At 63.6% G+C, this 13,991-nt stretch carries 11 protein-coding genes, 1 tRNA gene and 1 pseudogene; 5 read left to right on the plus strand and 8 right to left on the minus strand.

The genetic code is table 11. The annotated features are described in order from the left end of the window. Positions 1-42: 42 nt before the first annotated feature. The 4 genes and pseudogenes from ACNJYB_RS24585 to cysE form a co-directional block, all read right to left on the minus strand. Positions 43-2,400, minus strand: a pseudogene (locus ACNJYB_RS24585) (DUF3604 domain-containing protein). A gap of 300 nt (positions 2,401-2,700) precedes the next feature. Continuing rightward, a complete protein-coding gene (locus tag ACNJYB_RS24590; RefSeq protein ID WP_439368985.1) occupies positions 2,701-3,729 on the minus strand; it encodes a transglycosylase in 1,029 nt (342 codons plus the stop codon). Positions 3,730-4,385: 656 nt separating this feature from the next. After that, on the minus strand, positions 4,386-4,604 hold the full coding sequence (locus ACNJYB_RS24595) for a DUF3126 family protein (RefSeq protein ID WP_007602550.1): 219 nt from the start codon (positions 4,602-4,604) through the stop codon (positions 4,386-4,388). 123 nt (positions 4,605-4,727) lie between these two features. Next, a complete protein-coding gene (cysE, locus tag ACNJYB_RS24600; RefSeq protein ID WP_439368986.1) occupies positions 4,728-5,552 on the minus strand; it encodes a serine O-acetyltransferase in 825 nt (274 codons plus the stop codon). 276 nt (positions 5,553-5,828) lie between these two features. Between cysE and ACNJYB_RS24605 the strand changes: the two genes are divergently transcribed. Then, a complete protein-coding gene (locus ACNJYB_RS24605) occupies positions 5,829-7,229 on the plus strand; it encodes a hypothetical protein (protein ID WP_439368988.1) in 1,401 nt (466 codons plus the stop codon). Here the strand turns inward: ACNJYB_RS24605 and ACNJYB_RS24610 are convergent. Then, the gene (locus ACNJYB_RS24610) at positions 7,187-7,942 is read right to left on the minus strand and encodes an alpha/beta fold hydrolase (RefSeq protein ID WP_439368989.1); all 756 of its coding nucleotides are present in this window, start codon (positions 7,940-7,942) and stop codon (positions 7,187-7,189) included. The two genes, ACNJYB_RS24605 and ACNJYB_RS24610, sit on opposite strands and share 43 nt — an antisense overlap. Before the next feature lie 164 nt (positions 7,943-8,106). Then, a complete protein-coding gene (locus ACNJYB_RS24615) occupies positions 8,107-9,243 on the minus strand; it encodes a hypothetical protein (protein ID WP_439368990.1) in 1,137 nt (378 codons plus the stop codon). Between the two features lie 308 nt (positions 9,244-9,551). On the opposite strand from ACNJYB_RS24615, the gene ACNJYB_RS24620 reads away from it, so the two are divergent. Together ACNJYB_RS24620 and ACNJYB_RS24625 are read left to right on the plus strand one after the other, a co-directional pair. Next, positions 9,552-9,797, plus strand: a complete 246-nt coding sequence (locus ACNJYB_RS24620) for a zinc-finger domain-containing protein (RefSeq protein ID WP_007602543.1) — start codon at positions 9,552-9,554, stop codon at positions 9,795-9,797. Positions 9,798-9,816: 19 nt separating this feature from the next. Beyond that, positions 9,817-11,019 (plus strand): FAD-dependent oxidoreductase, encoded by a 1,203-nt coding sequence (locus ACNJYB_RS24625; RefSeq protein ID WP_439368991.1) that lies wholly within the window; start codon positions 9,817-9,819, stop codon positions 11,017-11,019. 13 nt (positions 11,020-11,032) lie between these two features. Here the strand turns inward: ACNJYB_RS24625 and ACNJYB_RS24630 are convergent, their stop codons facing one another. Further along, on the minus strand, positions 11,033-11,461 hold the full coding sequence (locus ACNJYB_RS24630; RefSeq protein ID WP_439368993.1) for a twin-arginine translocation pathway signal: 429 nt from the start codon (positions 11,459-11,461) through the stop codon (positions 11,033-11,035). Between the two features lie 172 nt (positions 11,462-11,633). Here ACNJYB_RS24630 and ACNJYB_RS24635 point away from each other — a divergent pair. Continuing rightward, a tRNA-Leu gene (locus ACNJYB_RS24635) sits at positions 11,634-11,722 on the plus strand. A gap of 82 nt (positions 11,723-11,804) precedes the next feature. Here the strand turns inward: ACNJYB_RS24635 and ACNJYB_RS24640 are convergent. Next, a complete protein-coding gene (locus ACNJYB_RS24640; protein ID WP_439368995.1) occupies positions 11,805-12,125 on the minus strand; it encodes a hypothetical protein in 321 nt (106 codons plus the stop codon). A gap of 345 nt (positions 12,126-12,470) precedes the next feature. Here ACNJYB_RS24640 and ACNJYB_RS24645 point away from each other — a divergent pair, with 345 nt between their 5' ends. Next, entirely contained in the window at positions 12,471-13,991 is a 1,521-nt protein-coding gene (locus ACNJYB_RS24645) for a hypothetical protein (protein ID WP_439368996.1), read from the plus strand.

The raw sequence follows: 13,991 nt of genomic DNA on the forward strand, positions 1-13,991 counted from the left end.
ACGCTCTTGTCCGGGAACCAGGTTTCCAGGCGAGATTCGGCTTTATCCTTGGCGTCCGTGGCGATTTTTTCCACCAACCGTTTGCGGAGTGCCTCCCGGATTTCCCGAAATTTGGCCTGCTGGCTTGGATTGATCAGCGGAGTCTGGGGGCTCAGCCACGATCTCGTAATTGACGTAGCCGAATTCGTTGCTACGCGCAGCGTAGGTGACGTCTCCCAGCTTGTAAAATGTGAGCGCATAAGGATCCTGCGAGACGAAGGTGACGAGCTTGCCATCCTGGATCTTGTAAGGGCTGGTCGTGCCTTGGTATCCGTCACGCCCGACGTTGCCGTACCCGCTCGGCATTGTGGCATTTTGTCCAATTCGGAAGAGATTTGTATGGCCTTCGGCCGTAAACGTCTGCCAGAACTGCTCTCCGGTCACGTTGTTGCGCAGCCAAAGAGCCTTTCCGACGATCAAGGCATTGAGCTGCGAGTCGCTCAGAGCCGTGGCGCCCTTCTTGTTGAGGTCGGCAACCATCATGCCCGGGGGCGCATTCTTGCGAGCCTCCGGGGAAGGCGTGTACCAGATCGGCGACGTCCACGCCCGCTCCTGTCCCGTCAGGGGCACGACATCGGGCGGTGGCAGTCCGGATTTGACCGCCTGAATCAGCGTCCAGCGTGGCGTCGGAATTTCAAGCACGCGGACATAGTAAAATGCATGCAAGCTCGCGTGGAAATCGGGGTCGCTCCAGGCGGCCTTGAGCTCCACCGCCCCGACGCTGTTCGTATAGGTAGCTGTCCTGACGTCGACAGTGCTCTGGATTGCCGGCACACGGCCGGTCCATTTGTCGGGCTGGCGATCGCCAGACCAGGCAACGTCGTAGATCTTTTCGAAGCTCTGGCCGTTCTGCGTCCAGCCCTTGACCACCTGGATCCGATCGAGATTGGCCGAGGTCGGATCCTTGACCGCCCACAAGAGGAATGTCGGCGCCGTACCCTGTCCGCCCGCAGGCATGGGGGCGAGGTCCGCGCCCATCGGCACACCGCCTGCGTAGGCTCGTTTGACCCAGTCCGTGTCATTCACGAGTTCCCTGTCGTAGCCCCAACCGCCAAAGAAGCGAACCTTGATATGCGGTCCGCTGACGCCGAACGTCTCCTTGCGATACATCGCATCCCAGATTGAGGCGCGCGTATTCTCCTCAGCCCACACGCCCGTTAATCCGCCGGGATTTTCCAAACGGACGTCCATGGTTCCGCCGATAAGCACACCGGCAAAGCGTCGCTCCACTGACGCATCGGCATCGGCGTGAAGACCGAAAAAATTATCTTGACGATACGGGCTCGCACTGTTGTGCGCATCTGAGCCGCCGCCCATGCCGAGCTTGTAGGGGTTGTAGCCACGCACATCCTGCATAGCGATCCCATCCTTCAGCGCCTGTCGCGCGAAGCTGCCAGTAATGTGGTCAATCCGGCCGACATTCGCCGGCTGGCCAAGGATAGCCTGAAACAGCTCGTAATTGGCGAACTCGTCCGTGGGGGAGAGCAATGGGTGCGTTTCCGATTATCCCTTGCCCTGCTTGATCTCGATCAGGCGCTCGTTACGATCACGCGCGGCCGCCCAGGCGGCATCGATTGGCCGCCCAGTCGTATTGTCGACATCAACCGGATACATCCAGCCATCGCTCACATTGGCGTTGTGCGAGATGGCGAGCAGTTCATTGCCTGCTTTGCGCTGGGTATCCATCCAGCTCCAGAGATCGGTCGGGCGCTTGGAATCGAGCGCACTGAACGGATAATCCGGCACCTTTTCGCAATCACGGAAGAAGATGTTGCGGTGGAGGTTTCGCTGCCCAGGCATCGACGTCCATTCGTAGGAACAGAACGCTGTAAACTTGCCGGGTTGATTGTTCTCGTTGGCGATCCTGACGTTGTCCTTCCACACGGACGAAGTCACCTTCGGGTCCATGAAGGCTTTGACGGGTGGACTGGCCGCAAGTTTCAGCAAGTACGAGAACACCCGATTTTGCTCGGCCGAACTGTTCGGGTCCTTCATGATCATGGGCTGCGCTTCGGGCAGCTTGCTCACATAGGAGCCGGGCTTGTTGGCTTCTCTGGTTACGCCGACATACTCGGAGTGATCGGTCACGCCCATGAAATCCAGTGGTGTGTCGATCTTGATATCGAACCCGGTCGGATGCTTGATAGTCTGGCCCTGCGCGTACTTCAGTGCATCGTCGGGGCCGGTGAGACGATTGCCCATCACCCACGCATCAACCGACCAGCTGGTGTGCAGGTGGGTCTCACCGAAATATGCGTTGCGCTCGGGATTCCGCTGCTGAGCCAAGACCGGCAGGGAGGTGAAGATGAGCACAGCTGTTGCCAGAATTCCCGCCTTGAATTGACTCTGCTCGCAGCGCATGTTCGCCCCCGCTTGGCCAGAAGCTTCGTCGTGAGGTGATTTGAAAAGCAGCAACTCCCCAATTGGCTCAAGTCAACTCAGGAAAACCCGCGGCCACTTGATCTGAATCAAGAAAAGCTTGTACTCAATCAATGAGCGACCCGATCTTGAATGTCTGGGACGGTCAAAGGCTGACGGCCGGCGAGCTGCGCTACCACGCCGGCAACGGGCCGTGAGCAGACTTGGTCTACCCAGCTGAGTCTGTTTCTCCACGGCGGCTAAAGGCAAAGCAAGCGTGGCGGGGCCCTGCCGACAACGGAATTATTGGCTTGCCGCCGCAGCGGCAGTCGCCACATATTTGGTGTAGAACTCGGCGACCCGGCCGCGCCACATGCCGACGAACGCCTCTGACGTCACGTTGTCCACCGATTTCCAGGCGCGCTTGAAGGCCGGAAGTGCATTGCCCCAAATCGCGCGTTTGCACCACCTCTCACCCTTCTCCTTGCCTTCGCTGGTGGCGCACATCGATTTCCATGCGGCGCGGGCGGGCCGGCTGATGTGCTCGGCGGCGCCTTCCCAGCCCTGCTGATGGATCAGGTAAAGATCGCTCAGGTCCGGCGTCCGGTGCGTGATCCACTCGAACTGGACGCCTTCGGTAATGATCTTGTAGGCGGCCGCAACGGCGTTGTCCCGCGGACTGCGAATCTGCCCGAAGCCGAACTTCCCGAACTCATATTGGCTCAGCTGAAACAGCCCGATATACGACCCGGTGCGTTGATTGGGGTTGAAACCGGATTCGATCTTGGCAACCGTCATCATGAAATTGAAGTCGAGACCAAACGCGTCGGAAGCGCGCTTGATCTCCTCGGCCGGCGTTCCGACTGGAATGTCCTTGAACGCACGCAGGACGATCTCCGCCGGTTTCCCGGCGGGCGGCAGTTCGGACCAGACGTAGTAAACCAGATAACGGAAATCCTGCGTCGACGCCGCTTTCGGAGCATCGTTGGACGCATTGCGTTCTGGGGGCAGCGGTTGGACGACATCCTGTCCCAACGACGCCAATTTTGGCGCGGCGGGTTCATCGACGATCCCGGCTTCGGTGCTCAAAGGCCCGGGACCTGCCGACGTCACCGAGCCAAGCTCTGCTCTTTCCGCCCGAAGCGCTGCCGCAAGCCTCGCGGATGCCTCTGCGTACAAGGCAGGCGTCACCATGTTCGCAGGAGCCGCCATGCTCGCTGCCGCTTCCGGCATGACATCCGGCAAAGTTGCGGCCGGTCTGTTACCAGCGGCCAGATAGAGTCCCACGGATGCGATAGCAGCCACGATGCAGCTGGTCTGCCAAACCTTCATTGCCCGAAGTCCACGGGTGGCTTCTGTAAGAAGGCTGTTCGCATGTTCCTTCGGCCTGTGGGTGAGGAGTCTTCGTAGAATCTTAAGGTTTAAATGTGGTGAACGAGAGCAGGCTTTCTGGCCTCGCAACTCGACGTGCCCCACTTTGGTCACAAGCGGCCCCGGGCGGGAGGCCCTCGTGGGCTCGGCAATGGGTCGCGATCAGGTATTCCGGACTTGCCCGAGCCTGGTCCCCTCATGGCCCAAAAGCGGAGCGCTCGGATTTATCAGGACACGCCGTTGATGAAATATGATCGCCAATCCCGCGCGCTCGGTCCCGGCCCTTCTGCGCCCTACAGACTTGGCGTCCCGACCGCCTTGCGGAAGGCGCGGTTGAAATTGGCCGGTGTCATTGCGAGCGAAGCGATGCAATCCGGAAAAATTCCTGGATTGCTTCGCTTCGCTCGCAATGACGATCGGGAGAGAGCGCACCTCCATCATCCATGCGTGCCCTGGGCAGCGTAGCGTCTCCTCGACGGTGCGCTGCTGAGCCCGGGGCCATGTTGCAGAGACGTGCTGTGTGGCGTCTCGGTTCCGGCGCTGCAGTGCGTCCGGACACGAGAGAACGCCGCGCGCGGCGAAGATCCGCCTCGCCCGCGACGACGGCGTGACAACAACTATTCCTGATCGACGAGATCGTCCTCGAGGATCGCCATCTGGAACTGGAACGAGCGATCATCGTCCTCATCGTCGACGAAGAGCACGCCGATGAATTCCTCGCCGATATAGACCTCGGCGGAATCATCCTTCTTCGGCCGCGGCACGACGCGGATCTTGGGATTGCCGAATACGCGCTTCAGATACGCGTCCAGCTTTCTGACTTCTTTGACGTCCACGGCTAGTCTCCGATCGAAATTGGTCGGCGGGTTTTAGGACGAGACGCGACGAACCGCCAGCATGAATTGCCAAAGAATTTGGGAACGAAAAGGGCCGGAGAATCCAGCCCTTAACTCGCGAGATCAAAGCCCCATCGCGTTGATCATCTGATCCATGGTGCGCGACGGCTCGGCGCAGCCGGCTTCGCCGACGACCTTGGCGGGGACGCCCGCGACCGTGACGTTGTGCGGCACGGGCTTCACGACGACCGAGCCCGCCGCAATGCGCGCGCAATGGCCGATCTCGATGTTGCCGAGGATTTTCGCGCCGGCGCCGATCAGCACACCGTGGCGGATCTTGGGATGACGGTCCTCATTCTCCTTGCCGGTGCCGCCGAGCGTGACGCCGTGCAGGATCGAGACGTCGTCCTCGATGACCGCCGTCTCACCGCAGACGAAGCCGGTGGCGTGATCGAGGAAGATGCCGCGGCCGATGCGCGCGGCCGGATTGATGTCGGTCTGAAACACCGCCGAGGCGCGGCTCTGGAGATAATACGCAAAGTCCTTGCGGCCCTTGAGATAGAGCCAGTGCGCCAGGCGATGGGTCTGGATCGCATGAAAGCCCTTGAAGTAGAGCAAGGGATCGATGAAGCGCGAGGTGGCGGGGTCGCGATCGTAGACGGCGACGAGATCGGCACGGAAGGCGTTGCCGAGATCGGGATCGTCGCGCAGCGCCTCGTCATAGGTCTGGCGCACGAGGTCGCCCGACAGCGCGGAGTGATCGAGCCGGTCGGCCAGACGATGGATCACCGAATCCTCGAGGCGGCTGTGATGCAGCACCGTCGAATAGATGAAGGTCGCAAGCTCGGGCTCGCGATGGACAATGTCCTCCGCTTCGCCCCGGATCCGGTCCCAGATCGGATCGAGCGAGGCGAGCTTTCCTCCCGGATTGACCTGATGCACTGCCATGGAATTTGCTCTTTCGAATTGGCTGGTTTTGCGGGCTCTATAGCACAGTCTAGACGACAAAGTCCTGACCGGCTTGCCTGAGAGTGAACAGCACCTTGCCCCGCGAAAGCATGCCAACACCTTGAAACACAACGATTTATTCTGGCGCCCCCAAGCGACGAGGTTGGCTCAACGTGGTCAGCTTTTTACCAAATTCAAGCCGGGGCGGGTCAAACTATTGGTGAATTCTCTCCCAAGCCTTGTTGCGGGCATGGTCCCGGCGACGACGGAGCGGTTTTGAGCATCACCACCGAACAATTGCGCGCAGGCGCCGCAGGATCGCTTTGGCTGCGGCTGGCGGCCATCTTTCTGCCCCTCCTCATGATCGCGCCGGCGTTCTGGAACGGCTATCCGCTGTTGCAATGGGATACCGGCGGCTACCTGGCGCGCTGGTACGAAGGCTATCTCGTCCCCAGCCGCTCCACCGTGTTCGGCCTCTATCTGCACTACGGCGAAGGCTTCGGCTTCTGGATCAATCTCGCGGTCCAATCGCTGGCCGCGCTCTGGCTGCTGCAGCTCACCTTACGCGTGCTCGGCCTGATGCAGACGTCCCGCTTCGTCGCGATCAGCCTGCTCCTGATCGTATCGACTGCCCTGCCCTGGCTCGCCAGCATGCTGCTCACGGACATCTTCGCCGGGCTCTCGATCCTGTCGTTGTTCCTGCTGGTCATCGGCGGGAAACGGACATCGACGCTCGAAAAGATCTCGCTGTTCGGCTTCACCGCTTTTGCCGCCGCAACCCACAGCGCCACGCTCGGTGTGCTGCTCGGCCTCTGCGTCGCAGGCTGGATGGGGCGGCCGTTCCTGGGCCGCAGGCTTCCGCGCGCGGGACTGGCGCAGGCGAGCCTGACCATCGTCGTGGGCGGCCTGATGCTGGTGTCGGCGAACCACGCCCTGTCCGGGAGATGGGCCTGGACACCCGGCGGCTATGGCGTTGCCTTCGGCCGCATGATGCAGGACGGCATCGTCACGCACTTCCTCAACGACCATTGCCCGCGTGAAAACTTCAAGCTCTGTCCCTATCGCAACCAATTGCCGGCGACCGCCGACGAGTTCCTGTGGGGCAAGAGCATGTTCAACACGCTCGGCCGTTTCGAAGGCATGAACGACGAGATGAGCTACATCGTCGTGCATTCGCTCGCCGACTATCCTGCCTGGCAGGTCGGTGCGGCCTTGCGGGCGATGGGCCAGCAATTGCTGCATGTGGCGACCGGCGAAGGCACCAATGGCTGGATCCCGCACACTTATGGGATCATCGAGCGCTACATCCCCGCGCAGCTCGCGCCGATGCGCGCCGCGCGCCAGCAGCACTGGGGCGTCGATTTCAACGACGTCAACTGGCTGCACGTCCCCGTCGCGCTGGCCTCGATGCTGGCGCTGGTCGCGCTGCTTGTGCATGGGCTCGCGTACCGCCGGCTCGACGATCTGACGCTGCTGGGGGCGACGGTGACGCTGGCGCTGCTCGGCAACGCCTTCATCTGCGCCGTCATCTCCGGCCCGCACGACCGCTACGGCGCACGCATGGTCTGGGTGGCGACATTCGTGGTGCTGATGGCACTGTCACGTCTGCTGAGTGCAGAGCCGGCGGACGCCCCTCAGCCGCGGCGTGACAGGAAATCGAGCACGCCGGTCTTGTAGACCTTGTCGCCGACCGCACGCATGTGATCGCGCCCCGGAATATCGAGCACTTCCGAACCCGGAATGATGGCGCCGAGCGCGCTGGCGGATCCCGCGACGTCGTCGGCGGAGCCGACCGCGATCAGCACGGGCACGTCGATGCGCGCGGCCTCCTGCCGCGTCATGAGATCGCGGGTGCCGCGCAGGCACGCGGCGAGCGCGCGGCGGTCGGACCGTGTCTGATCGGCGAAGGCACGAAACGTCCGGCCGACGGGATCGGTGACATCGTCGAGCGCAGGCGCTTCCAGCGCCTTCGCCACGTTCTCGCCGGGACCGGTGCCCTCGATGAGGCCGCCGATGCCGATGCCGCCGAGGATCGCCGAGCGCAGGCGTTGCGGCTCGTTGAGGCCGAGCCAGGCGGTCATCCGTCCGCCCATCGAATAGCCCATGATATCGGCCTGCGGGATGGCGAGATGGTCCATCAGCGCCAGCACGTCGCCGGCCATGACGGGAATCGAATATTGCGCGGGCTCATAGAGTTTTGCGCTGTCGCCATGGCCGCGATTGTCGAGTGCAATCACCCGGCGGCCGTTCTTGCGCAGCTCCGAGACCCAGGTCGGATAGACCCAGTTCACGTTCTTGCTCGAGGCAAAGCCGTGCACCAGGATGATCGGATCGCCCTCGCCTTCGTCGAGATAGGCAATTTCAACGGCGCCGTTGTGAAAGCTCGGCATCATCAGTTCCAGAGGTCTTGAGGGGGACAACCGATCTTAGAGCACGATCCGGAACAGTGTGCAGCGGTTTTTCCTCGCGGCAAACGCGGAACGCGTTTGCGCGGAGATCATGCCCAAACAATAGCCCAACGCACGACGACGAATGACCTCAATCTCGTCGCGCTTTAGGCCTTAAGGGCTGCATCCGCCAGAGCGGCTTCGGCGGCGACCTGCGCGCGGCGAAGCCGCTGCGCCCTCTTGCGATCGCACCAGGCCTGGGTCAGGCGCTCGGTGGTCGCCTTGATCGAGGACAACAGGCCGAACAATGTCACCGCCGCGCCGAACAGCCAGATCGCCAGATCGAACGCGCCGCCGACGAGCAGCAGCGCGCCGCGCCCCAGCAGCTTCATGATCGCACGTGTCTTGCTGCCTTGCGCTTCGGCGAGCCGCGCCGCGCGCGCGACGTCCTTGGGGCCTTCGGCGATCCGCAGCGTGTCCATGGCACCACGCGTGCCGGTCTTCTCGGCGACGCGCGTCACGTCCTTGCCGAGCCGGACCAGCGCCCCCGCCTTCTCGGCCCGGAACGCGGCCCTGATCGCGCTCACGGTCTCGCCCGGGCGGAACACGGAACCCTTGGCGACCGCGTTCTGAAGCATCGGGGTGTCGACGATCTCGCGTGCGGAACGGCCGGCCCATGCAGCCAGCCCTTTGCCGAGCCGTCCGACCTTTCGCGCATCCTTCACCAGCGTCAGCCCGGCTCGCACCGGCGCTGCGCCGCCGACGGAGACGTAGGTTGCCGCCGTGACCGCAAGGCCCGCGGTCGCAAGGCCCAGTACCAGACGGTCGGTCTCCTCGCCCATCGCCAGATGCTTGCCCTCGCGCACGACGTCCCTGACGTCGCCGATCACGAAGAGGTCGCCGGCAACAGTCCCGGACAGGCTCGCGACGTCGTCGGCATTGCCGGTGACGAGGCCGGTGGCGAAACGTTTTGCGAAATGCGAGGTGGAGCTCTCCGCCTTGACCGCATCGCTCACGCGATTGAGGACGTCGTCCGGAAGCGCGATGTTGCGGTCACGCGCCAGCGCCACGAAACTGTCGGCGAGATCGGCGTCGCCGGCAACGAGCGCGGCCTCGATGTTGTCCTGAACCAGGTGGTCGTTCTGCCGCAGCAGCGCGTCGAGCCTGAGCTCGGAGAGCGCAGCCGGGTCGTCCTGGGCGGCGAAGACCGCGCCGGCGTCACGGGCCTGCGGCGCTACCTGTGCCAGTAGAAGGCTGCAAGCCGCGATACCGATCAATGCAGCGCTGATTCGCAGCCATTTCATGCGGAAAAGCCCGATGGTCCCAAGGTCGCCAGCGCCCGATGATTCGTCGTTCGTCTCAAACTGCGCGCGTCCACAGACATAGGATGCCAAAATTGCGACACAACGTCCCCGACGAAAGAAGGGCTTCTCTGGGGCGACAAGATTGTGTCGAATTTGGATGAGCAAATGAGCATGGGGCAGTTGCAACCTTTCGGTTCCACTGGGCTAGCAATCATCCGTACCCCCCAGTATGGTCCGCGGCGTCTCATAGGATACCCGCGTCAGCGTCGATTGTGTCTGCCGCCACTGCCACTCCAGGATGAACTACGATGTCCGACCATGTCGTTCCACACTTCCACAACGATGCCGGTGTCCCCGTCATCGAGATCGGCTCGCAAGAGTTCATGTGCGTGGGCGCCAACCCTCCGTTCGATCATCCGCACGTTTTTCTCGACCTCGGCAACGACAACGAGATCATCTGCCCTTACTGCTCGACGCTGTACCGCTTCGCGGCCGACCTGAAGGCGGGCGAAGCGCGGCCGCCGGAATGCGTCCTCAAGGACAAGGTGGCTTGACCGCGTCCATCGGTCAGGGGTGGCGCTCTCCCGAACGATTGTCATTGTCGGTGCCGGCATCGGTGGACTGACGGCCGCCCTTGCGCTGGCCGCCCGCGGCTTCCGCATCGTCGTGCTGGAAAAGGCCGAGCGCCTCGAGGAAGTCGGCGCGGGCCTGCAGCTCTCTCCCAATGCCAGCCGCGTGCTGGTCGAGCTCGGCCTCACTGAGCGCCTCAAGCTGCGCGCCGTCGTTCCCGAGGCGGTCTCGATCATGAGCGCGCGGGCCGGCGGCGAGCTGCTGCGCATGCCGCTCGGCGAAGCCGCCTCCCTGCGCGCTGGCGCGCCCTATTGGGTGGTGCACCGTGCCGATCTGCAATCGGCGCTCGCCGGCGCGGTCTCCGACCATCCCGATATCGACCTGAAGCTCGGAGCAACCTTCGAGGACGTCGCACCTCATGCCAAGGGACTGACCGTGGTCCATCGCAGCGGCACCATCCGCCGCAACGATCTCGCCAGCGCCCTGATCGGCGCCGACGGCATCTGGTCGACCGTACGCCAGCATCTGTTTCCCGAAGTGCAGCCGCGCTTCTCCGGGCTGATCGCCTGGCGCGGCACGTTTGATGCCACGCAGCTGCCGAAGGACTACACGGCCCGGCGGGTGCAGCTCTGGATGGGGGCGAACGCTCATCTCGTCGCGTATCCGATCACAGGCGGACGCCAGGTCAACGTGGTCGCGGTCCTGCCGGGCACCTGGAACAGGCCGGGCTGGAGCACGCCGGGCGATCCGCGCGAGGTGATGGACGCGTTCGCCGCTCCCCGCTGGCCGCCGGCGGCGCGGATGATGCTCACCGCGGTCGACGGCTGGCGGAAATGGGCGCTGTTCGGCGTGCCCGACGGCTGTCCCTGGAGCAAAGGCCCGGTCGCCCTGCTCGGCGACGCCGTCCATGCGATGCTGCCCTTCGCCGCGCAAGGCGCCGGCATGGCGATCGAGGACGCCGCCGTGCTCGCGCAGCTCGTGAGCCTCGAGGCAGCCGAGAGCACCGCGGGCATCACCGCCGCGCTGAAGCATTATGGAGCCGCGCGCCAGGCCCGCGTGCGGCGGGTGCAGCGGACCGCGCGGCGGCAGGGCCGCATCTATCATTTCAGCGGGCCGCTCGCGATCGCGCGCGATCTTGCGATCCGTGCGCTCGGCCCGGACCGCATGCTGGCGCGGCAGGACTGGATCTACGGCTGGCGGCCCTGAGGCTGGCGGAGTCTCAGCGCGCGGCGCTGCCGGGTCTCGTCGGGGCGGGCTTGATCACCGGCGGCTGCGGCGTGGCGGGCTGCGGTTTTGCGTCGGGCGGCGTCTCGCGGCACCTGTTGCGGCGCCAGGCGTCCTCGGCGAGCTGCGCCTGCCCGCGCACCGAGACGTAGTCGTTGCGATAGGCGAGCTCGGACACGACGGCGCCGCCGGCCCCGGTCTCGGCCTTGTCCATCAGTCTCTGCAAATCGCCGGTCCGGTTGGCAAGCGCCTTGCGCTCGGCCTCGAGCTGCTTGCAATCGTACAATTCGTACCTGGCGGGATCGGCAAAGGCCGGTGCGACCGTCTCGCTGATGCCGGCGCAGCCGCCCAGGGCGGCGCTGCCTGCGAGCAGCACGAGAAGCGCGCCGCAGGAACGCAGCGAAGCGGAAAACGAAGCAGCCATGCGCGACGAATAGTCCCCGTGGATTGAGAATGCCTAAAGCAGCAACAGATGTCCGGATTGAGGCTTTGCCTTGTGCGCCCGGCTCGCTTAAGGAAGAGCACCCGCCGGGCCGGCGAGACGCCAATTCCAGACGGCCGCAGGTGGACTTAAGTGTTTGATCTCGTTGGATCAAGCGGGCATGGCGGAATTGGTAGACGCAAGGGACTTAAAATCCCTCGGTGCGCAAGCGCTGTGCCGGTTCGACCCCGGCTGCCCGCACCACGAGAGCTGACGGGGCGAGAATGGTGGATGGTGCCGTCTGCAATCGCGTCGCCTGGTCCCGTTGCGCCGAATCCGGGCGTGCTCAGATGGCGAGCTTTCGCTCGACCTGAAGCTCCCTGAAAACCTTGGTCACCGGCAGGTGAAACGGCAAATCCGTGTTGGCGTGGTGCCAGCAGAACGGGCAGTTCTTCTCGATCGAGATTCCCGGCGTCGATTTGAGCACGCCGAAGCCGTCGATCGTGCCCATCACGTCGACGATCTTCCTGTACCGCGGCGGCGTCGCTACCGCGGCCGACACCGTGACGATCCAGAACTTGTCGGCGGGAATCCCCTCTTCGATCGCCGGCGCCTCGCGCAACGGCGTCCGGGATTCAAAGATCTCCTCGAAAACTGCTGCGGCCAAGCTGGGCCGTCGCGAGTGTGCGTTGCGTCGAGAGCATCATGGTTCTCCGCAGCCAATCCAGCGAGAACTGCGCAGCAAGAATCCTGCCACCCTGGGTAGTGTTACCGCGCCGTTCCGCCGGCACGCGCTTGCGAGAGGATCCGCAAGCAGGTCCGTACCCACCCACGTCGCGCAACCATTGGTTTACCAACTCCTCCGTCGCCTTGCGGAACCCCCCGGATACAACCGACCTTTACTCGGCCTTAGACCGTCGTCCCCTAAATCGAACGATGTCTGCCGCAGGTCGCCGCAGACGTCAGGCGAAACGCTGAGGCCTGCAGCGCCGGCTTCGAGGTGAGAGCTCTCATGGACGCGCGCGAGAATTGGTCCCGGTCCGGGATTGGCGGGGCGCCCACGGCGTTCGGACGTGACCTGCACGGGCGTGAGATCTACCTCGTGCTGATCGCGTTCCTGTCGGTGTTCTACATTTCGAACGGACCGGTGCAGCTCAGCCATTACGACCTCGGCTGGCACATCGCCGCGGGAGACCTGATCAGGGAGCGTGGCGAGATCCCGTTTCAGGATCCGTGGGCGTTCACGCTCGCAGACAAGCGATGGTACAATCTGTCGTGGCTCTGGGACGTGATTGCCAGCGTGCTTTATCAGCACACGGGGCTCGCCGGGATCATCCTGGTGGTCGTCGCCTGCGGCGCGGTCATCGTCGCCTACCTCACCTCATGCGGCCTGCGCAGCGGCGCGTCGGTGCCGGCGGTCTGCATCACCGTCTTCGCCGCGTGCCTGCTGTACCCCTGCTACGAGGCGGCGCCCAACACCTATCTGGCAGCATCGCCGAATGTCGCGACCATGCTGTTCGCGGTGATCTTCTACGGGGAATGCCTGCAGCGGCGCAGATGGTTCCTGCTGCCGGTGTTGATGGTGCTGTGGGTCAATCTGCATGGCGGCTTCATGCTCGCCTTTCCGATCATCGGCGTCTTCGCCGGCGTGGCCCTGCTGCGGCGGGACTGGACAAACTTCAGGAAATATTGCCTCGCGGGCGTCGGGTGCGTCGCTGCGATCTTCGTCAATCCGCTGGGATGGCACATCCATGACGGCGTGATGGCGACGCTCGGCCATTTCATCCAGGCCAATATCGGCGAGTGGCGTCCCTACTTCCACAACATGGAGCTGCCCGGAAGCATTCCCGCCATCGTCTATGCGTTGACGTTCATTGCGCTGGAGCTGCGCGACCGAAACTCGAGACCCATTCCGGTGGAGCCGTGCCTCTTGGCATGGCTGTTTCTATTCCTGGGCCTCTACCAGTTCAGGTACATCGCGTTCTTCTTCATCTTCTCGGCAGTCCCGATGGCGCTGCACGTCGACCGGCTGCTGCCCGCGCGCCTGTCGAGGCTCGACATCCGCGGTGCGATGCTCGCGGCGGGGATCGTCGGGGTCTTCGTGCTGCCGCTCAGCTTCCTGCAAGTGCGACCGGCGCTGGCGCTGCCGGACATGCTCTCGGAGCAGGATGCCGCCTATCTGCTCGCGCATTCCACGCATTCGCGCGTGCTGAACCACTGGAATGCCGGCGGGCTCCTGATCTTCCGCACCCACGGCGCTGTGCCCTTGTTCGTGGACGGCCGGGCCGCGACCGCCTATCCGGACGAGCTGCTGCGCGACTATCTCAAGCTGGTGCGCTGGGACATCGACGAGGCTGCCTGGGATACGGTGATCAGGAAGTACAAAATCGATGCGGTGCTCTGGGTCGGAGGACATGAGCAGCTCAGGCAGTTCCTGGTCGGCCGGAGAGGCTGGAGAGAAGACTACAGCGGCGCCTACATGAGCCTCTACACCGCGCCGCCTGAGGGAGCGAACGCGGCCGCGTCAAAATAG

The sequence above is a fragment of the Bradyrhizobium sp. SMVTL-02 genome (genome assembly GCF_051853005.1).
In the GTDB taxonomy this organism is placed as follows: Bacteria; Pseudomonadota; Alphaproteobacteria; order Rhizobiales; family Xanthobacteraceae; genus Bradyrhizobium.